The sequence below is a fragment of the Cobetia sp. L2A1 genome (assembly GCF_009796845.1).
GTDB lineage: Bacteria > Pseudomonadota > Gammaproteobacteria > Pseudomonadales > Halomonadaceae > Cobetia.
Genome location: NZ_CP047025.1, coordinates 2,357,554 through 2,378,545 on the forward strand (window position 1 = coordinate 2,357,554; position 20,992 = coordinate 2,378,545).

General features: G+C 57.1%; 18 protein-coding genes. 9 read left to right on the top strand and 9 right to left on the bottom strand.

Annotation, left to right across the window (positions count from 1 at the left end):
• Positions 1 to 388: 388 nt before the first annotated feature.
• The 4 genes from GQR90_RS10130 to GQR90_RS10145 all read left to right on the top strand — a co-directional run bounded on the left by GQR90_RS10130 (position 389) and on the right by GQR90_RS10145 (position 3,848).
• Positions 389 to 1,555: an FAD-dependent monooxygenase gene (locus GQR90_RS10130; RefSeq protein WP_158773999.1), complete on the top strand. Its 1,167-nt coding sequence runs from the start codon at positions 389 to 391 to the stop codon at positions 1,553 to 1,555.
• Entirely contained in the window at positions 1,552 to 2,379 is an 828-nt protein-coding gene (locus GQR90_RS10135; protein WP_158774000.1) for an alpha/beta fold hydrolase, read from the top strand. The genes GQR90_RS10130 and GQR90_RS10135 overlap by 4 nt, the downstream gene beginning before the upstream one ends.
• A gap of 109 nt (positions 2,380 to 2,488) precedes the next feature.
• The gene (locus tag GQR90_RS10140; protein WP_199269542.1) at positions 2,489 to 3,190 is read left to right on the top strand and encodes a maleate cis-trans isomerase family protein; all 702 of its coding nucleotides are present in this window, start codon (positions 2,489 to 2,491) and stop codon (positions 3,188 to 3,190) included.
• A gap of 25 nt (positions 3,191 to 3,215) precedes the next feature.
• Positions 3,216 to 3,848, top strand: a complete 633-nt coding sequence (locus GQR90_RS10145; RefSeq protein ID WP_158774001.1) for an N-carbamoylsarcosine amidohydrolase — start codon at positions 3,216 to 3,218, stop codon at positions 3,846 to 3,848.
• 129 nt (positions 3,849 to 3,977) lie between these two features.
• On the opposite strand, the gene GQR90_RS10150 is transcribed toward GQR90_RS10145, so the two are convergent.
• Complete coding sequence (locus GQR90_RS10150) at positions 3,978 to 4,457, bottom strand: MarR family winged helix-turn-helix transcriptional regulator (RefSeq protein ID WP_158774002.1); 480 nt, start codon at positions 4,455 to 4,457, stop codon at positions 3,978 to 3,980.
• A 336-nt stretch (positions 4,458 to 4,793) separates the two neighbouring features.
• On the opposite strand from GQR90_RS10150, the gene GQR90_RS10155 reads away from it, so the two are divergent.
• Complete coding sequence (locus GQR90_RS10155) at positions 4,794 to 7,085, top strand: xanthine dehydrogenase family protein molybdopterin-binding subunit (RefSeq protein WP_158774003.1); 2,292 nt, start codon at positions 4,794 to 4,796, stop codon at positions 7,083 to 7,085.
• Positions 7,086 to 7,250: 165 nt separating this feature from the next.
• On the opposite strand, the gene GQR90_RS10160 is transcribed toward GQR90_RS10155, so the two are convergent.
• Positions 7,251 to 7,667 (bottom strand): RcnB family protein, encoded by a 417-nt coding sequence (locus GQR90_RS10160; RefSeq protein ID WP_158774004.1) that lies wholly within the window; start codon positions 7,665 to 7,667, stop codon positions 7,251 to 7,253.
• A gap of 946 nt (positions 7,668 to 8,613) precedes the next feature.
• Here GQR90_RS10160 and GQR90_RS10165 point away from each other — a divergent pair.
• Positions 8,614 to 10,374, top strand: a complete 1,761-nt coding sequence (locus GQR90_RS10165) for a purine-cytosine permease family protein (RefSeq protein WP_158774005.1) — start codon at positions 8,614 to 8,616, stop codon at positions 10,372 to 10,374.
• A gap of 144 nt (positions 10,375 to 10,518) precedes the next feature.
• Entirely contained in the window at positions 10,519 to 11,994 is a 1,476-nt protein-coding gene (locus GQR90_RS10170) for a mannitol dehydrogenase family protein (RefSeq protein WP_158774006.1), read from the top strand.
• Positions 11,995 to 12,283: 289 nt separating this feature from the next.
• Here the strand turns inward: GQR90_RS10170 and GQR90_RS10175 are convergent, their stop codons facing one another.
• Positions 12,284 to 13,300 carry a 1-aminocyclopropane-1-carboxylate deaminase gene (locus GQR90_RS10175; protein ID WP_158774007.1) on the bottom strand — a complete coding sequence of 339 codons (1,017 nt, stop codon included), beginning with the start codon at positions 13,298 to 13,300 and terminating at the stop codon, positions 12,284 to 12,286.
• A 113-nt stretch (positions 13,301 to 13,413) separates the two neighbouring features.
• Between GQR90_RS10175 and GQR90_RS10180 the strand changes: the two genes are divergently transcribed.
• A complete protein-coding gene (locus GQR90_RS10180; RefSeq protein ID WP_233266222.1) occupies positions 13,414 to 13,998 on the top strand; it encodes an Lrp/AsnC family transcriptional regulator in 585 nt (194 codons plus the stop codon).
• Between the two features lie 184 nt (positions 13,999 to 14,182).
• Here the strand turns inward: GQR90_RS10180 and GQR90_RS10185 are convergent, their stop codons facing one another.
• The 6 genes from GQR90_RS10185 to GQR90_RS10210 all read right to left on the bottom strand — a co-directional run bounded on the left by GQR90_RS10185 (position 14,183) and on the right by GQR90_RS10210 (position 19,663).
• Entirely contained in the window at positions 14,183 to 14,773 is a 591-nt protein-coding gene (locus GQR90_RS10185) for a GNAT family N-acetyltransferase (RefSeq protein ID WP_158774008.1), read from the bottom strand.
• 547 nt (positions 14,774 to 15,320) lie between these two features.
• The gene (locus GQR90_RS10190; RefSeq protein WP_158774009.1) at positions 15,321 to 15,629 is read right to left on the bottom strand and encodes an EthD family reductase; all 309 of its coding nucleotides are present in this window, start codon (positions 15,627 to 15,629) and stop codon (positions 15,321 to 15,323) included.
• Between the two features lie 53 nt (positions 15,630 to 15,682).
• Entirely contained in the window at positions 15,683 to 16,417 is a 735-nt protein-coding gene (locus GQR90_RS10195; RefSeq protein WP_158774010.1) for an SDR family oxidoreductase, read from the bottom strand.
• 281 nt (positions 16,418 to 16,698) lie between these two features.
• Entirely contained in the window at positions 16,699 to 17,313 is a 615-nt protein-coding gene (locus GQR90_RS10200; RefSeq protein ID WP_158774011.1) for a TetR/AcrR family transcriptional regulator, read from the bottom strand.
• 151 nt (positions 17,314 to 17,464) lie between these two features.
• Positions 17,465 to 18,316 (bottom strand): trimeric intracellular cation channel family protein, encoded by an 852-nt coding sequence (locus tag GQR90_RS10205; protein WP_158774012.1) that lies wholly within the window; start codon positions 18,314 to 18,316, stop codon positions 17,465 to 17,467.
• Positions 18,317 to 18,580: 264 nt separating this feature from the next.
• The gene (locus GQR90_RS10210; protein ID WP_158774013.1) at positions 18,581 to 19,663 is read right to left on the bottom strand and encodes a GlxA family transcriptional regulator; all 1,083 of its coding nucleotides are present in this window, start codon (positions 19,661 to 19,663) and stop codon (positions 18,581 to 18,583) included.
• A gap of 128 nt (positions 19,664 to 19,791) precedes the next feature.
• Here GQR90_RS10210 and tmpA point away from each other — a divergent pair, with 128 nt between their 5' ends.
• Positions 19,792 to 20,937 carry a 2-trimethylaminoethylphosphonate dioxygenase gene (gene tmpA, locus GQR90_RS10215; RefSeq protein WP_233266223.1) on the top strand — a complete coding sequence of 382 codons (1,146 nt, stop codon included), beginning with the start codon at positions 19,792 to 19,794 and terminating at the stop codon, positions 20,935 to 20,937.
• Positions 20,938 to 20,992 lie beyond the last annotated feature (55 nt).

A 20,992-nucleotide genomic window follows, 5' to 3' on the forward strand; every position in this document is an offset into this window, starting at 1 on the left:
CCACCGTCCAGATCGGTGCAAACCCTCTCGCCATTTAAAAACGTATACACGCATATATTCCAGTGACTACAACATATAGCACCGGCACTTGCAGGTTGGCAAGAATTAATAGAATTCACGAATAAATGCCACAAACACACATAAAACAGCCAGATAAGTGGAAAATCCGTAAGCCTATCGTGAGGTTTATCGACAATTTCCATTTTACCAATATCGTGCTTGACCCACTCATTAATGGCGTATACGTTGTTTTTACAGAAATCGTCACCTGATGAATCAATGGCCCGAAAGCTCGAAGGACGATGAAAGAAAGCCTGCTTTCTCATCATCTCGCATGCACGACAAGCCGGACGGCCAACCTACAACAAGACCAAGAGGAAACGTCGAGATGACACAGAAACCCACGATTGCCGTGATTGGCGCTGGGCTCGGGGGCGCAGCCGCTGGAGCGCTACTCCAACAGGCCGGCTATGACACCAAGGTGTATGAACAGGCTCCCGGATTTACGCGACTGGGTGCTGGTATTCACATGGGCCCCAATGTCATGAAGGTGATGCGACGAATCGGCATCGAGGATTCGCTGAACGCCATGGGGTCACATCCTGATGAGTGGTTCAGCCGTGATGGCAGAACAGGCGACTACCAGTCACGCATCCCCCTGGGCGAGTTTGCGCACGCGCAATACGGGGCGTCCTATATCACCGTGCATCGCGGCGACCTGCATGAACTGATGGTAAGCGCCCTTGATCCACGGCAACTGCACTTCAACAAGCATCTGGTCGATGTCGACGAGCGCGATGACAAGGTGGTCATGACCTTTGCCGATGGCACCACAGAAGAAGCCGACATCGTCATTGGCGCAGATGGTGTCAACTCGCGTATTCGCGAGAAGCTGCTGGGGACGGAAGCCCCGACCTACAGCGGCTGGGTCGCCCATCGCGCCATCATCTCGGCGGAAAAGCTCAAGGCTTACGATCTTGATTTCGAAGCCTGCGTGAAGTGGTGGTCAGAAGACCGGCACATGATGGTCTATTTCGTGACAGGCGATGAGAAAGAGTACTACTACGTCACTGGTGTCCCTGAGCCGGAGTGGAATCACGGCACCTCCTTCGTCGAAAGCTCCCGCGACGAGATGCGCGCGGCGTTCGATGGCTACCATCCCACGGTCCAGGCACTGATCGACTGCACCGAGACTGTCACCAAGTGGCCATTGCTGGAGCGCAATCCGCTGCCGTTATGGCATGAGAACCGCCTCGTCCTGCTCGGCGACGCCTGCCACCCGATGAAACCGCATATGGCACAAGGCGCCGCCATGGCCATTGAAGACGCTGCGATGTTGGTGCGTTGCCTCGAAGAAGTCGGCGCTCATCAGTATCAGGAAGCCTTCGAACTGTATCGCCACAATCGCTTCGAGCGGGCCTCCCGCGTGCAACAGGTCTCCCATGACAACACCTGGCTTCGAGAAGACGAAGATCCCGCCTGGGTGTTTGGCTACGACGTCTATGAAGTCCCCCTGAAGCAGCCAGCCACTTCCACCGAGGAGCATGTCGCATGAGCAGCACCTATCTCCATGGCGCAAACGTCCAGGCCAATGGCATCCGCCAACACTACCTGCGCTATGGCGGCGCCTCCTCGCCAACATCTGATGGTGCACCACGCCAGGCATTGGTACTTGTCCCCGGCATTACCAGTCCTGCCATCACCTGGGGGTTCGTTGCCGAGCAACTCGGGCAGCATTTCGATACCTACGTGCTGGACGTACGTGGCCGCGGCCTGTCCTCCACAGGGCCTGAGCTGAATTACGACACTGACACCTGTGCCGATGACATCATCGAATTCATCAAGGCATTGGGGCTCAAGGACGTGATTCTGGCAGGACATTCCATGGGCGCGCGCTTCGCGATACGCGCCGTGACACGTGGCGCGAAGGATGTCAGCAAGCTGGTATTGATCGATCCACCGGTGTCGGGGCCAGGACGTCGGGAGTACCCCAGCAAGCTGCCCTGGTATGTGGACTCCATCCGCGACTGCTCCCTCGGGGCGGATATCGAGACCATGCGCGGCTATTGCGCCACCTGGAGCGACGAGCAACTGATGCTGCGCGCGGAATGGCTGCATACCTGCTTCCCCCCCGCCATCGTGCAGGCCTTCGAGGAATTCCACAGCGTGGATATCCATCAGGATCTACCGGCGATCGCGATACCTACCTTGCTGATGTGTGCCGGCAAGGGAGGCGTCATTCAGGAGGAAGACAAGCAAGAGATACAACGCCTGCTGCCGAGCATTCGCATTACCCATGCGCCGAATGCTGGCCACATGATTCCCTGGGATGATTTCGACGGCTTCTTCGAGGCCTTCGAAGACTTCCTGACCCGATAACTGCACAACTCCATAACGACAATAAAGGATGTCCGTCATGCCCCAGACGCCTTCCACGATGGCCAGACCCTACCGTATCGGCCAGATCGTCCCGAGCTCCAACATCACGATGGAGACGGAAATACCGGCCATGCTGCTGGCCCGCCAGCATATTCGCCCGGAACGCTTCACCTTCCATTCCAGCCGCATGCGCATGAAGACAGTCGCCAAGGAAGAGCTGGCCGCCATGGACGCACAATCCGATCGCTGCGCACTGGAGCTTTCGGACGCAGCCGTCGATGTCATGGGCTACGCCTGCCTTGTCGCCATCATGTCGATGGGCCCGGGCTATCATCGTGAATCACAGCAGCGCCTGCGCAAGTGCACCGCCGAGAATGGCGCAGACACTCCGGTGGTCACCAGCGCCGGTGCACTGGTGGATGCTCTTGAGGTAATAGGCGCCAAGCGCGTGGTGGTCGTGGCTCCTTATATGAAGCCGCTGACGGAGATGGTCGTGAACTACATCCGCGAGGAAGGGATTGATGTGGTGGATTATCGGGCGCTGGAGATTCCCGACAATCTGGATGTCGCGCGCCACGACCCGGACAACCTGCCGGCCATCGTTGCCAGCATGGACCTGAGCGACATTGATGCCATCGTGCTTTCCGCCTGCGTTCAGATGCCCTCTCTGCCAGCCGTCGCCAAGGTCGAGGCTCTGACCGGAAAGCCGGTCGTGACAGCGGCGATTGCCACCACGTATTCCATGCTGAAATCACTGGGACTGGAACCAATCGTGCCGGGGGCGGGTGCTCTGTTGTCAGGGGCTTATTGAACACAAGCAATGAGGAAGTGCCGGCATGCGATCACAAGACGTGAATGACAACTACAAGGGTGTCTGGGATGGGCGCCTTGGCTTTGGCCACAAGGCTGCCTTGCTGGTGGTGGACTTCATGCAGGGCTATATCCTCCCCGAGTCGCCACTCTATGCACCCGGGGTGGTGGAGGCCGTGGCGAGGATGCCACGCCTGCTGAAGCAGGCCCGTGCATCGGGCATCGAGATCATCCACACCAACATACTGTACTTGGCACCGGAACAGCGCGATGGTGGACTCTGGGTTCAAAAGGCGCCTGTCATGCGTCATATGGTACCTGGCAGCCCCTACGCACGATTCTGTGAAGAAGTGATGCCGCAAGATGATGAGTTGGTCATCACCAAGCAATATGCCAGCGCTTTCTTCGGCACCTCATTGGCGTCGACACTGGTGGCGATGGGCGTGGACACCCTCATCCTGGTGGGCTGTTCGACAAGTGGCTGCATTCGCGCCACCGCAGTGGATGGCGTGCAGCACGGTTTCAGAATGATGGTGGTACGTGAATGCGTCGGTGATCGACACCCGGCTCCTCACGAAGCCAATCTGTTCGACATCGACAGCAAGTACGGCGATGTCATCTCGCTAAAGGAGACGCTTGAGCACTTGCAACAGGCGTAACGGAAAATGCCCAGCCTTCCATGGCTGGGCATTTTTCATTGCAACGCTTGCGAAGCCAAGAGGCCAGGAGGCCAAGTGATCAATGCATCGACTGGATGTCGATTGACGCTCACGGTGCCCGGGGCTATCTCAGGGCGTATTCATCTTCTCAAGGAGATGCAGCAGTGCGATGCGCTCGGCGGGATTGAGTTTGCCCATCGTCTGGTCGGTGATCTGATGTGCCACCGGAATCATGCTCTCGACCAGGGCTTCCCCCGCGTCAGTGATCGCGACCATGACCTTGCGCTGATCCGCAGGATCAGTCGCCAGCGTCACCCACTCACGTGCCTTGAGACGCTTGATGACGCCCCGAATGGTCGCGGGATCGATATCGGTTGCCCTGACGATCTCCGTCAACGAACTGGCTCCACGCTCCATGACGGTACAGAGCGTCACGAACTGGATAGCCGTTAGCTGTGAGTCGCTGCAGTGACGCTGAAAGATGGCCGTATGGCGCTGGTAGGCCTTGCGCAGCAAATGGCCGACTTGCTCAGAGAAATCATAGCCCTGCTCTGCCGGGGTCTGGTGCTCACCGGTCCGTGACGCTTTATCTTGTGTCTCGATGGTCATGCAGCATCCTTGAGGAACACACATTGCTTGCCAGCAATACGTTTGCCGACAGCACTCTTGCTGCCAGCTCACTTCTCGCGTGACAGCGGCCGACACGGGATATACCCGCAGCATAAGGTACACACCTTACCCGCGCAGTGTATTCGATACGCTTGCATTGCAACACCATTGGCACAAAAGCTAGACGATACAATACGAAAGGCGGATATTCATACTGATTCTCTCGGTACCGTGACGCGCGACATTCCTCATGCATACGCCACAAATCACGCAACCGCTGGGCATGGAGGCCGCGACATCCTCCCACAATAAAAACACATCCAATAGAGAGCTGACATGACTCGCGCATTGCTGCCTGACCGCCATGAACTTCTCACGGGCACCGACATGCTGGTGGTCTATCGTGACCCTGTCGTTCCTCCCAAGCCCGCCCCCGGACAACCCGGCACACACTCCAACTTCGTGCCCAACGAGCCGGAACTCTTCATCGCCCTACTCGAAGATGGCCAGGTCATGGCGTTCAATGGCCATGTCGATCTTGGCACCGGCATTCGTACCTCGCTGGCGCAGATCGTGGCAGAAGAGCTGGAAGTGCCCTGCGCGCAGGTCACCATGGTGCTGGGCCACCCGTTTGAGGTACCCAATCAAGGCCCGACCATTGCCAGTGCCACCATTCAGATCACTGCCGATCCGCTGAGACGCGCGGCAGCTCAGGCGCGGGAATATCTGCTGGAGCTGGCTGCCGAGCGCCTGGGGGTTTCGCGCACGGCATTACGCTGCGTCGATGGCCGCGTTCAATCGACTCAGTCATCTCAAGGATCGCAGGCTGACGGCGATGGCATTCACTATGCAGAGCTGCTCAAGGGTCACCGTCATGCCTTGACGCTTGCCGATCATGTCTGCCTGAAGCCGGTAAGTGATTATAAAATTGTCGGCAAATCGACATCACGAGTGGATATTCCCCAGAAAGCCACGGGCCAGCTGACCTTCGTACATGACATGCGCCTGCCGGGCATGTTGCACGGCGCCGTGGTCCGTCCGCCCTACACGGGCCATGACCGCGGGGACTTCGTCAATACCAGCGTGATTGCGGTCGATATCCAGTCCGTGGAAGGCATGCCGGGACTGGTAGACGTGGTGGTCATCGGCGACTTCATCGGTGTGGTGGCGGAGCGGGAAGAGCAAGCGAGAGCCATCGCCGACAGACTCGAGATACAGTGGCGACCCTGCGCGAGCCTGCCATCACTGGACGACGTTGAGCAGGCATTACGTGAATTACCGGCCACGCATCGACCGTTGCTCAACGAGGGCGATGTTGACAATGCGCTGGAAACCGCTCGTCATGCGCTAAAGCGCACCTACGTCTGGCCCTTTCAGCTGCATGGCTCCATTGGCCCGTCTTGCTCGCTGGCCGACTATCGCGACGGCCGACTTTCACTGTGGTCCGGCACGCAGAACCCGCACAGCCTGAGAGCCGATCTCGCCCGTTTGCTGGCACTGGATGAAGCCCGCATCACCATCACGCGCATGGAGGCGGCAGGCTGTTACGGTCGCAATTGCGCTGATGATGTCGGCGCCGATGCGGCACTCCTCTCGCGCGCCGTGGGGCGTCCGGTGCGCGTTCAACTGACGCGCGCGCAGGAACACACCTGGGAGCCCAAGGGGGCAGCCCAGCTGATGACAGTCACCGGCGCGATTGACGTCGATGGCAGCCCTGCCGCTTATCGTTTCACTTCGCGTTATCCGTCGAACAACTCCCCCACCTTGGCACTACTTCTGACCGGCGCAGCGACGCCCAGTGACATTCCCTTCGAGATGGGGGATCGCACAGCAGTGCCGCCCTACCGGTATGCGAATCGTGACATCGCATGCGATGACGTACCGACGTTGGTCCGCGCCTCCTGGCTACGCGGCGTCTCTGCCATGCCCAACACCTTTGCCCACGAGAGTTTCATCGACGAGCTGGCATTTCTTGCCAGGCAGGATCCTGTCATCTATCGCCTCAATGCGCTGACGGACCCTCGAGCCGTCGAGCTCTCCATGCGGGTAGCGACTCGCGCCGGCTGGGAAACACGAGTTGCACACTCTGCCCCTTCTGAAAGTCTCGATGACGAAGGGTGGCTATCAGGCAGAGGCTTCGCCTATGCCCAGTATGTCCACAGTCGCTTCCCCGGATTTGGTGCGGCACTGGCGGCCTGGGTCGTCGAGCTCACGGTGCACCCCAAGAGCGGACGCATCATCATCACCCGCTTGACGGTCGGCCAGGATGCCGGCCTCATGATCAACCCTGACGGCGTACGACATCAGGTGCACGGCAATGTCATCCAGACGCTCAGCCGAACGCTGAAGGAACGTGTGAGCTTTGAGGATGGCAAGCCGACCAGCAGTGAATGGGGCAGCTACCCTATCCTGCGGTTCTCGGAAATTCCCGATATCGACGTCATGCTGCTGGACCGCCCCGATCTCCCCCCGCTTGGCGTGGGTGAGTCCACGTCACTGCCCGGCACCCCCGCCATCGCGAATGCCCTGTTTGATGCCACCGGAGTTCGCTTCCTCAAGCCCCCATTCACGCCAGAGGTGGTAAGGGAAACGCTCAGGGACGCGTTGAACGAGGCAATTCAATGCTAGCCAAGCGGATTCACGAAACTGACAGTCGTCAGTCAAGAATGAACAACACATCCAGCCGCTACCAGATGACGAAAAGATAGAGCGTATTGGCTATGGCGCTGAGGCAGTCCTATTTCAGGGCTAGACACAATGCTGGCTCAGCTATCTTGCGATGATGTCACGCGATCAGCGATTGAGAATGATCGCCGTGATCGCCCCACCCGCGACAGCCGCCAGCACATAGCGACCATCAATATTCAGCCAGCGATGCCCGCGCGGCGGCTTGGACAGGTGACGATGCCGCCAATTCTGCACCCAGTAGCGATTATCGGAATAGTAATGACGCGGCAGATGGTCGCCTCGGCGCCATTGGTGATGACGACGCGCCTCATGGCGACGATGTTCATGATGCCTTTGCTGTCGGTAATGCTTCTTGTGCTGTCTGCCGTGATGGCCGCGATCATGATGGCCATGCCCTCGATCGTGATGTCCGTGGCCTCGATCGTGATGGCCGTGCCCTCGATCATGAGGACCTGCCTGTGCCAGTGGAGCACCCAGCAGGGTAAAGATCATCATCAGAATGGTCAGTGTGCGCGTGCGCATGGCTGGCCTCCTCATCTTGCCCCGCCGCCATTTCAACACCGGGAATCATGTAGGGAGTTTCTCAGTTAGGAAACAGTGTTGCGCAACCTTAACGAGACTTGTCCAGCACCGCAAGATGTCTCAATTTTCGCTATTTTTGTCGTTATTTCGTGCACAAAGCGTCGCCCGACGCTGCGATTGGTGTCGCTTATTGGATACATGAAGACCACTCCATGCCACACGGATTGATGACTGAGCAACGTACAAAAACGCCCCTATCGATTGACGATAGAGGCGATCTTCACCACATCATGCTTTCTGCGGCCATCTTTCATCGAATATTACGCGCCAGGAAAATTCCAAAAATCCCTATATATCATGAAGTTGCTGAACGATTTCATCATCATCGAGACTTGGCTGTCTCGTCATGGTGTCCCTTCCCGATTTCATGAATGTCCTTTCATTAGCAAGAGGAACAGCCACGTTGTCTCTGATTACTTCGGCGTGAGCGCATGGCGTTGCGAAGCATAGAAGCATTCAAATATGCGCTTTTTTGCATATAAAATCGAAAGAGCCTCCCCTTTATTTCCGCCGCTTTAGCCTTGAAACAATGCTTGGCGTAGCGACTGGCGTAGCGACTGGCGTAGCGACTGGCGTTCAGCATTGTGAAAAACTGCTTTGATGAATCGAGTCATCAAATTGACAAGTTGATAGTAAACCCCCGTATCATGCGGCCTGTAGCGCTACCTCTCTTCAAGAATCAGCAACATCTTGACGACATAGCCCAAAGTTCAAGTACGTGAGCTTTGCATTTCCATGTCCGTTCACCGATCATTTGCGCCACCACTGAGTAGTTTGATCGTTTGACTGACGACTTATCCTCGTCATTGCCGGTTTTAACGCCATCGCACTTACGTGACGCCTCAGGTAGGAGCAGCAAGATAAGCCGTAAAAAAAGGAGCCAAACATGGCCAGTACTGCGCCAGACCTGGATCGGCAAATCGCCCAGATGGACGATGAACTACTGCCGGTACCACGTCACAAACTGCACCGATGGCCGCACTTCGCCGGCCTTTACGCTGCCGAGCATGTTGCCGCTACCGAATTCGTTATCGGTGCGACCTTTGTCGCACTCGGTGCAGGTATCTGGGATATTCTGTTCGGTCTATTGATTGGTAACGCTCTTGCGGTTCTCAGCTTCTGGTTGATCACGACACCGATCGCCATCGAGACCCGCCTCAGCCTCTTCACCTACCTTCACCGCATCGCCGGTGATTCGATGTCACGCCTTTATAACTGGGCCAATGTCATCATCTTCAGTGCCATTTCTGCGGCGATGATCACCGTCTCCGCAACGGCGGTCAGGCTTCTGTTTGATATCCCGGCTCAGACCCAGGCATATCCCACCAGCTTTGAATTCATCCTGTTGGCGCTGGCAGTGGCAGCTATCGTAGTGCTGGTGGCGGTCTATGGCTTCAACGCTCTGACCGAATTCGCCAGCATCTGCGCCCCGTGGTTGATGCTGATGTTCACCGTCGGCGGCATGGTGCTGTTGCCGGAGCTGGCCGAGTCCGTCACCGGTGAGACCAGCCTTGGCAGTTTCTCGAATTTGATCGATGTCGCAGGCAGTACGGTCTTCACTGGTATCAATTCCGATGGTGAAGCAGGCATTGGTATCTGGGAAGTGATCGGTTTCGCCTGGGCGGCCAACACCTTCTCGCACTTCGGTCTGATCGATATGGCGCTGCTGCGCTACGCCAAGCGCAAGCGCTCTGGCTTGGCGACCGGTACCGGCATGATGTTTGGCCATTACGTTGCCTGGATTTCTGCTGGCCTGATGGGGGCGGCGACAGCTGCCGTGGCGGGTATCAGCATCGAAATACTTGAACCTGGTGAAGTTGCTCTCCATGCCCTCGGCGCCTCAGGCTTCGTCATCGTGGTCGTCGCAGGCTGGACCACCGCCAACGCCAATCTTTACCGTGCAGGGCTTGCCGCCCAATCTGCACTGCCCAACCTCTCGCGCAACAAGGCGACATTGGCAGTGGGTATCTGCGTGGCCGTGCTTAGCTGCTTCCCGTTCGTCTATCGCAGCATGCTGCCGCTGCTGACCTATGCGGGTCTGGTGCTGGTACCGATCGGTGGGATCATCTTCGCGGAACATCATCTGTTCCCGAAACTGGGCTTCAGCCGTTACTGGGCACGCTACAAGGGCCTGAAGCATAACGTCCCTGCATTGGCGACCTGGGGGCTATCACTGCTGTTCGGATTCGGTTTGGAGTTGGTCGATGTCATTCCCTTCTACTATCTGTTCCTGCCCACCTGGTTCGTCTCCATCGCGTTGTATACCTTGATGGCAAAACGCGCAGGCGCAGCACAATCCTATCCGGAAGCAGAAGCGGCCGAGCGTGAATTCCAGGCGCGCGTCGAAGTCTTCCATGCCAAGCAGGCAGAGACGACGAACTTCGCACCGATCAAGGATACTTCTGGCCTGACCAAGATCATCAAAGCGACTTGGATGGTGGTGGGTCTTGCCATTCCTCTCGTACTGGCAGTTCGTGTGCTTTTCTTCAGCCCCGACCTCGCCACTTACGAAGCGAATCGTGAAATGTTCTATCACGTGGCCATCTGGTGTACGGCAATCTACTTTGCATTTGCGTACTGGGAGCTACAGCGCGGCAAGGCGCTATTCAACAATCAGCCTGCCAAGCAAGCACCCGCTACTAGCTGAGTCGACAACGTGCCAACAGGCAAATAGACAGGCCAGCGGCGAAGGTAGTCCCAAGACACCGGGCTACCTTCGCCGCTGGCCGTTAGTACCGACGACTTCTTCACCCCTTTTGACCCGACCGCGACACGCGGCAGGAGACCTTCCATGACTCGTCTCTCCAATACCAGTCTGACTCAGCTTGATGCCAAGGTAGCGACGCCGACCTACGACCGTAGTGCGGTGAGCGCTGGTATCGTTCACTTTGGCGTGGGTGGCTTCCATCGTGCTCACCAAGCCATGTATCTCGATGAGCTGATGAACAACGGTCAAGCGCTGGACTGGGGCATCGTCGGCGTCGGCGTGATGCCCGGCGATCGTCGCATGCAGGAAGCCCTGGCTTCTCAGGACAACCTATACACCCTCGTGCTCAAGCACCCGGATGGCACCTATGAGCCGCGCGTGATCGGTTCCATCATCGATTACCGTTATGCACCGGACTCCCCGGATGCCGTGATTGAACTGATGGCAGACCCGGCCATTCGCATCGTCTCGCTGACGGTGACTGAAGGTGGCTATAACTTCCACCCGGTGAGCGGTGAGTTCAATCTTGAAAACCCGGATGTGAAGCATGACCTGGCCAATCCGGGCGCTGCCAAGACCAGCTTCGGCCTGATCACCGAAGCTCTGGCACGTCGTCGCGAACGTGGCGTGGCTCCCTTCACCGTGATGTCCTGCGATAACATCCAGGGCAACGGTGAGGTCGCTCACAAGATGTTCACTGCCTACGCACGCGCCCGCGATGCAGAATTGGCGGCGTGGATCGAAGCCGAAGTGCCCTTCCCCAATTCCATGGTTGACCGTATCACCCCTGTCACCACGCCTGCCGATATCGAAGAGCTGTCTGCACGTTTTGGCGTGGAAGATGCCTGGCCGGTGGTCTGCGAACCGTTTACCCAGTGGGTACTGGAAGATCACTTCGCCAATGGCCGTCCGGCATTTGAAGACGTCGGTGTGCAGCCGGTAGATGACGTCGAACCTTATGAACTGATGAAACTTCGTCTACTGAATGCCGGCCACCAGGCATTGTGTTACTTCGGTTATCTGGCGGGCTATCGCTATGCTCACGAAGCCTGCAATGACCCGCTCATCGTCGACTTCCTGCTCGGCTACATGAACGAAGAAGCCCGTCCAACCTTGGCACAACTACCGGGTATCGATCTTGATGCGCATTGCCGCACCCTGATCGAACGCTTCGCCAATCCGGAAGTGAAAGATACCCTCGCCCGTCTGTGCGCAGAAACCTCTGACCGCATTCCGAAGTTCCTGATTCCCGTTGCCCACGCGCAGCTGGAAAGCGGCGGCGAACTACGTCGTACGGCGGCAGTCGTTGCCAGCTGGGCACGTTACGCCGAAGGCGTGGATGAGCAAGGTGAAGCCATCGACGTGGTTGATCCGCTCAAGGAAGATCTGATGGCCCGTGCCAGCCGTCAGCGTGAAGAGCCAACCGCCTTCATCGACAACCGTGAACTCTTCGGAGACCTGGTCGATCAGCCGCGCTTCCGCGATGCCTATCTCAAGGCCCTGAAGAGTCTGCACGACAATGGCGCTCGCGCCACGCTGGAAATGCTGGTCGCTTCCTGAAATCGCTGATAGCTGATGATTGACGAAGTTCAGGAAATCGCGCGAGTTTGACGGCGGCAGAACGTAAAAAAGCGAGACGGGCTCAGGCCTGTCTCGCTTTTTTATGTCTATTGCGGACAACATGAGGCAGTCCTTCTGTCTTCTGCCTACTGACTCATGGACCTTCGACCTCTCAGCGGGTGCAAGGAAACCTGAATGACACACTGAGTCGTCATGAAGCGCAAAAGATCCCGCCAGGCGGGATCTTTGTCAGACACGTGAAATTGTGCGATCGGGCTTCGAAGCACCCTCAGCCATCGCGGAACAGGAAGCTGTAAGCATTCAAGGCCGGTACACCTCCGAGGTGGGCGTAAAGCACGCGTGACCCCTCAGGGAATTCTCCCTTTCGCACCATATCGATCATCCCCTGCATGGACTTGCCTTCATACACGGGGTCAGTCAGCACCCCTTCGAGTCTTGCGCATAGGCGAATGGCTTCCAGGGTCCCGTTATTGGGAAGACCATATTCTGGATATCCATAACGAGTATCCAGAACGATATCCTCAGCGGTGATTGGCGAATCAAGCTCGACCAGTTCTCCCGTCTGTTGAGCGATACGAAGAATCTGGGCCCGGGTCTGCTCCGGCTTGGCGGAAGCATCAATCCCGATCACCCGGCGTGACCGGTCATCTTCTGCGAAACCGACAACCATACCCGCTTGAGTGCTCCCCGTGACCGAGCACACGACGATATAATCGAAGGTGAACCCCAACTCCTCTTCCTGCTGGCGTACCTCTTCTGCAAAGCCGACAAACCCTAGACCACCATAAGGATGCTCGGAGCAGCCAGCGGGGATAGGGAAAGGCTTGCCGCCTCTCTCGACGACATCCGCCATAGCCTGCTCCCAGCTAGGGCGGATGCCGATATCAAAGCCGGCGGCATCCAGACGGACATCTGCCCCCATGATGCGTGACATCTCGATATTGCCGACTCGATCGTAGACGGCGTCGGAATAATTGACCCAATTCTCCTGAACCAACACACACTGCATGCCGAGATGTGCTGCCACCGCCGCGACCTGGCGCGTCTGATTCGACTGTATTCCGCCGATGGATACCAGGGTATCGCAGCCTTGTGCAAGGGCTTCAGGAATCAGATATTCAAGCTTGCGAGTCTTGTTACCACCGAACGCCAAGCCACTGTTGCAGTCCTCGCGCTTGGCATACAGCTCGACCTTGCCGCCCAGATGCTCGCTGAGTCGCTTTAAGGGGGTAATCGGGGAAGGACCAAATGTCAGCGGATAGCGCTCGAATTTATCCAGATTCATACCTTTTCTCCTTGTTATTGGATGCTCAGAACACTGAAGGCGACGTGAGCGGACACGACGTCACGGGAAAACTTCAGCACCCATAATGGTAGAGATATTCATCCGAATATTGGTTGCAAATAGCGAAGGTTTTTCAGATATTTGTTTCTAAAGAAATCAAGAAAACACATTTTCATTGTGAGAATCTGGCTTTGAACACAACAAAATTACACAAGCGATCTCAACCGACAGACACGAATTCATCTCTGGATCGCACTGATCGCGCCATTCTTGCGGTGCTGCAGGAAGACGCCTCCCTCTCCAACGTGGCCTTGGCCGAGAAAGTCAGTCTCAGTGCTCCCGCCTGCTTGAGACGCGTCGAACGCCTGAAGCAGACTGGCATGATAAGAGGCATCGTGGCATTGCTGGACAATGAAGCCTTGGGGGCAGGCATGGTGGTACTGATTGGCGTGGTGCTGGACCGCTCCACACCGGAATCCTTCGCTGCCTTCGAAGCCGCGGCACAGAAAGTATCGGGCTGTATGGAATGCCACGTCGTGACCGGAGAATTCGACTACTTCATGCTGCTGCGAACGAAAGACAGCCAAAGCTTCAACCGACTGCACGCTGAACAGTTGCTGTATTTGCCGGGCGTGCGTCAGATTCGCTCATTCATGGGCTTGCGTGAGGTGCTGTCCACTCCAGAAATCCCGATCTGATGAGGGTGTTGGCTGCACGACAGCAAGCCAGTTCGATGGGGAGCATGGGGGTACGCGCATCGGGATGACAGGTCACTGTATCTTGTACATGCCACCCACCTGGCTATCTCCCACATACCGCCGCAATCGGGGCCAGGGTTTCCAACGGCGGCCAGAGAGTTTTCTGATGTGTCGCATCAAGCCTTCACAGGCGCGGCTTGTGCAGACGCCATTCAATATTGGCTTTCACCATCGGCCATTCACTGGCAATGATGGAATACGCTGCAGTATCACGCACGGTGCCATTGGGCATGATCGAGTTTGACCTCAGCACGCCATCCAGCTTCGCGCCCAAGCGCTCAATGGCACGACGACTCTGCTGATTCAAAACATGCGTACGGAACTCAACACAGACACACCCAAGCTGCTCAAACGCATACCGTAACAACAACAGTTTGCACTCGGTATTCATCGGCGAGCGCTGTACCGATTTACGATACCAGGTAGAGCCAATCTCGAGGCGTCGATGTTCCTCACTGATATTCATGTAGGTCGTCATACCCACCGCCCTGCCCGTTGCGACATCCAAGATTGTGAATGGCAACATCGTCTCCAGTGCCGCCCTGCGTGATATCTCCGCCTCCATCCCAGCACCGTCCGGGATGCTGGTGTACCAGAGACGATGTAATTGCCCATCGGCAGTGGCCTCCACCAGATCACCATGATGATCGTGAGACAGCGGTACCAACGCGACATGCTGCCCTTTTACCGAAAAGGGCTCCGGCCAGGTAACCATGACAGACTCCTCAGTCAGCTCTCCACGACGGATGAGTAGAGAGTACAGAAGGTCAGTACACCACCAGGCTCTCACAGGAGACAACTCCCACCTCCCTCTTCATGCACAGCAGATAACCCTATTGAGAGGTATGGCTTCACGCGTCTTCTCACTGACAACCGGACGGGAAAATTCACATAGGGGCCAAAACGAAAAATCCCGCAGCCAGGGCTACGGGATCATCAAAGACAAGTACCTTATTGGGCTCCGTCTGATTGCTGGACACTATCTTGCCTACAAGCCGCAGGCTGACGCGGGTGACCGCCGTCTATCCTGTTGCTGATAAAAAGTACTCACTGGTTCGTGTCAACGCCAAGCCAAGTCACACGAAACCTATTGATGGCCGAGAACTCCGTCATGTAGAAAAGCGCTAGACAGTGCTGATGAATAACGACTATCTCTTCAACGAAAGCGGCCGGCCCTTTCATTGCTGAAAAGGCAGGCCACTATGTATTAGCTGACATCAGAGTATGACAAAAGCTCGCTTTGGGTTTCCCATCACTCGCTGCTAGCGTTGCTCATTCACCTGCACCACTGGTGTGGTGTTGGTGAAATTGGGGACATCCGCCATCAGCTGCTCCGTGTGCAGCCCAAAGGCAGCCTGAAACACCTCTACTGATGCAAAGTACAGCGTCCCGATCGCGATATAGGGCGCTTTCTCGCCTTGCGGACCCATATCAAGGCCAGCATCGACCTGGGTGTCCTTGAGCGCATCGCCCATTAGCTCTGCCACCAGCGGCAGATGTGTATTGCGATAGTAGTCAAAGTCGAAGACGACTTGCGGGCCGTTCGGGTAAAGAATATTGACCTTGATCATCAGAAGACTCTCCATCAGGAAGTGACCGTGACTTAGCGAGAAGTGACCGCGACTTAAACTGACAAGTCGCCAAGAATGATGTTGTCAGCATAGCTCTGATAAGCCGCTTCGATCTGCTTGGCCATTGGGTCCGGGAAGAGGTGAAAATCACCGGCTTCCAGTGCTTCCACAATACCAGCAGCCACGGTCTCAGCACCCGGCGCTTCATCAAAGCCGGCGCTCTTGCCCATATCCGTCGCGATCGGCCCTGGATGCACGCTCAGCACGCTGACACCCTTCTCGCCCAGCTTCTCACGCAGACCCTGGGTCACGGAGTAAGCCGCCGCCTTGGAGGCACAGTAGGTCGTCATGTCACCGAAGGTCTTCATGGACGCGATGGAGTTAAGCTGAACCAGCACGCCCTTATTGGCTTCCAGAGTATCAGCGAATGCTTGAGCAGTACGCAGCAGCCCAAAGACGTTCACATTGAACTCTTCCTGCAGGGCCGATTCCGCGTCTTCGCTCAGCGGGGAGACAACCTTCATTATCCCAGCGTTATTGACCAGAATATCGACATCGCGTGTGTGCTCAGCCAGCGCCTTGACGGACGCCTCATCCGTCACATCAACCGGTAGCGCAACCACCTTGTCGCCATATTTGGCTTGAAGATCTTGAGTGGACTCCGGGTTACGCACGGCCAGATAGACCTTCTCGACGCCATGTGCGAAGAAGGCATCGACGATTGCCTTACCGATGCCACGATTGGCGCCCGTCACCAGTGCCACCTTGCCTTTGACTGAATAGCGCATGTTTCTCTCTCGTATCAATGGATGCTCGATCAGCACAATCAATTGCGTACCGATCAGTATGAAATTACTCTATACCTATCAGTACGCAATGACAACACGTTGCGCCATCCCCCCTTGTCCAGGTGTGAAGTCCATCGCCACGCCGCCTGCTCATCTCAGCGATACCCAGAGCCCAGAAACACCAAGGGCCCTCGAAAGAGAGCCCTTGTCACTGCTTATGACGGCGCATCACTGCATGCCTTGCCACTAACTGCCCCAGCAATGGTCTACTCGCCGTGACATCACCCCGGGCCCAACTCGAGCCCAATCCCGCGCAGCGTCGTTTCAATCACTACCTCAAGCTGATTCGCCGAGACACCTGAACGCGCCATGGAGGCCGTACCCTTGAGCACGGTATACACCGTCAGCGCATTGGCCGCTGCCGTCTTGTCGAGCCCAAGCGCAATAGACTCCGGGTCTTGCGTAAACAACGCAGTGAACATGTCCAGTGCCATGCGGTCTTCTTGCTCCAGCAACGCATTAGCCTCTGCTGGCATATCGCCTGCAGCGGACTCCGACTGACACAGCACCAGAAAGCACCCTCTGGGATGCGGTGTAGCAGACTGCATGCTCACGACAGACAACATGTAATTGCGTAAACGACAGGCAAGTGAAACATCGGACGCCTGGAGCCACTGAAAGTGCTCGTGCATCTCGGTCTCGATGTAATGCCTTGTCGCCTTGACGAACAAGGCCGCTTTATTGCCGAAGGCGCTATACATGCTGGTCTTGTTGATACCCATCTGCTGAGTCAACTCGGCTAACGATGCACCGGTGTACCCCTTGAGCCAGAACACCTCCATCGCCCTGCGCAAGGCGATGTGCTCATCAAACTCGCGCTTGCGTCCAACTGCCATCGTGATGACTCCTCGTTTTTACATCGACCTGGGATGTCGGTCGGCATCCATTTCAAGCTCTCACGCTATATTGTACCAGAGGGTAAGAAACCTGCTTTATGGCTAGTAAATCACCACAGGACAGCACAAGAGAGTACAAGAAAGTACAAGGTCAACTTCCTCCTCGCCGACTCTCACCCGGGCGCAGCATTCTGACACGGGCCTTGGGCGTGCGCCGTGGCAAGACCGGAGGCTCAGGAGGCTGATCAAGCTGCATCGTTGCCTCGATCTTGCTGATACCGACGGCGCCACCGAGGGTAGTGGAGAACTCTGAATCGCTTTGATCATCCTCTTTGTCTGCCGAGTGCTGAGCCTTGCTTTGCGCGCCTGTAGACGCGTCGGAAGGGGGCACGATGACCCAGGCAAAGGTCGGCAATGTCAGGTTCCAGTAAATGGCCGGCAATCGAATCATCAGCACCGCTACAATCGCGGCACCGGTTGCCCAGGGCAGTGGGAGGCCAAGTTCCAAGAGCGCAATATAGAGGATGCCACCTGCCAACGACGCCGAGGCATAGATTTCCTGGCGCAGCACCATCGGCACCCGGCGTGCCAGTACATCCCGAATCATGCCACCTGCCACACCACTCATGGTGCCCATCACGACAGCCACGACGCCATCCATTCCCAGCATGCGTGCCTTATGGACACCAAGCACAGTAAATAGCGCAAGGCCGAAAGCATCCGTCACTGGCAGGAAGACGCGCGTCAAGCGATGAATATAATGAAACCCGAACGTCGCCACCAGCACGGTAAGCAGGATCACCCACAGGTAAATAGGCTGTTCGACCCAGAAGACTGGGCCAATCCCCAGCACCAGATCACGCAGCGTGCCGCCCCCAATTCCCGTTACCGCTCCCAGCACCAACATACCGAACGGATCCATCCGTGAACGGCAGGCAACGACAACGCCTGTCAGCGCAAAAATCATGACACCGGCCAAATCTAGCCAGGTTATCCAGTTCATACCTTTTCCTTCCCTTGCAATGTGACGCGACACGCGCTTTCCACAGCGTGGCTTGCACGGTGTCGATGCACACAGGACTTTTTTACTATCGTACTGAGGGTGTCATCGCGGGGCATCACCCTGCCAACGGCGGTAACGAACGGTAGCACTGAGCCACGACAGGCAATAGTGGCGTACCCGACTGATTCTGGCTGCTGAATGGAGCACTTTGGGCTGAATCAATGAATTATTGAGCTAACGAGCGGCTCTTTCATCATTCAGCGATCAATCAGCTGCCAGTCCACGCTGCGCGGTCACACTGGGGGCCTCACCAAAGCGCTGTCGATACGCGCGGGAGAAATGCGCCAAGTGCGAAAATCCGACCGAGAATGCCACTTGCGACACACTCACGCGGCTATCGGCGAGCACTCGCTGAGCATGATCAAGGCGCATGCCGAGATAGCACTGCTTGGGCGTCTCACCGAACTGAGCCATGAAGATGCGCGTCAGTTGCCGTTGGGATTGGCCAGCCAGTCGGCACACCTCGGGAATCGATAGCGCTTGCGCCAGATTCGCTTCCATTACTGCCAGAGCTCGGACAACACCGCGCGGCAGCGATGAAGGCGCAGGGCGATCTCGACTCACCGCTCCCTCATGGGCGCGCTGGTGAACGATCTGTCGCTCCACGGCATCCGCCAGCGACGGGCCATAAAGCGTCTCTATCCAGACCAGCATCATGTCGATACTGGCCGCGCCGCCTGAACCTGTCAGTCGCTCCCCCTGCCATTCGTAATGCGATGAGCTGACGGTCAGCTCAGGGAATTCCTGGCGAAATGCCGGCACACTTTCCCAGTGCAACGCCACCGGATGGCCTGCCAGCACACCGGCACGCGCGAGGATGAAAGGCGCCGTATCCAGCCCTCCCAACCAGGCACCGTGTGCGGCGAGATAGCGCAAGACCGCACGTGCTTCACTCCCGACACTCACCTCCGCCTCGTAGGATGACACCACCATCAGCCGTGGCTTGGTGTCCCTATCACTAGTGCCCGTTCTGTCGTGAGCACCCTCCACGATCAAATCACTCAACTGACCATCGACATCGATACGCACACCGTTACTCGCCACCACGGCTTCACCATTGGCGGACAGCAGTCGCCAAGCAAAAAGATCGCGTCCAAAGCGATTAGCCACCCGCAAGGGTTCCAGCAGGCAAAATAACGTCAGCATCGAAAATCGCGGCACCAGCCAGACGTTCAGCGTGTGCTCAGCCGCGCCCGGGGCCAGCAGTGGCGGGGAGTCAGGGCGCGGATAATGATGAGATCCCGCAGGTGACGTAGGCGAGCCGTGGTGAGAGGTTGTGTCCGACATGGGGCTATTTTTGTCAACTTGTTGGCTAATTTAATCAAACCCTACGCACGTCAGAGGATTAAGGTAAGGAAAACATCACTGCCGGACCGGACTTTCAGTGCCGCTCCCTCTGCCGCGGAGATCCACGAGTGCCCAGCGCGAACATAGCTCTCAGCCTGCTGAACCAAGGACAACAACTCCACCTGACACGCACCGAGGGAGATGTGATCTTCGATGCCCTGTGGCTTCGCGAACGGGCACCTGATGCAGACACGCTCGACGCCCTCACAGGCCAGCGTCTCATTGAGGCGGCCGAGTTGCCGCTGAACTTGAGCATCACTGACGCTACGCTCGAGAGTGGAGCTCTCAAGCTTGTGTTCAGTGACGACCACCATGCGCGCTTTCCACTGACGGCATTGATGACCGAAGCCACGGCCCACGAAGTACGTGATGACCTGACACTCTGGACGTCCGAGTCATGGGCAGCATCGCACGACATCATTCCCAGCACTGACTTCGCGACGGCGCTGGACGACGACGACGCCCTGCTCGACATGCTCGATCAGCTCAGTCGTTTCGGCTTCGTGCGCGTCAGCGGTGTGCCAGGGACGGAAGATGGCATGAAGGCGCTGATTCACCGCATCGGCCCCGTCAGACAGACCAACTGGGGCGGCATCGCCGACGTCAAGTCCGTGGCCAATGCCTATGACCTGACCATGACGCAGCGTGGGCTCGAACCCCATACCGACAATCCCTACCGGGACCCCATCCCCGGCTATATCTGGCTGCACTGCCTGTGCAATGCCGCAAGCGGAGGGGACAGTAGACTGGTAGATGGCTTCAATGCCGCCGAGCAACTGCGACGTCAAGACCCCGAAGCGTTCGCCTCCCTGACCGAGGTGACCCCGGGGTTCCGTTATCACGATGCGACCACCCGTCTGGAAAGCGAAGGCCCGCTGATCGAACTCGACAGCCGCGGCTGCGTCAAACGCGTGCGCTTCTCCAACCGTACCGAGCGCGTCCCCGCCCTGGCAAGCGAGACACTGCGTCGCTACTACGCCGCCCGTCAGGCCTTCTATCGCCTGATCACCAGTGATGCGCTCACCCTCCATCTCAAGCTCGAACCGGGCCAGATGCTGATCATGGATAACTATCGACTCTTCCATGGCCGCAGCGCCTTCCAACTGGAGGGCGGAACTCGTCACATGCGTCAGGGTTATGTGGATCGTGACTCTACCGCCAGCCGTCATCTACTCCTGCGCGATCTCCGCCATACTCAGAAGGCGACCGCATGAGTCAATCAGCCTCTTCTCGCCAGACGCTGTCGCCGCAGGTCACGGACAGTATTCC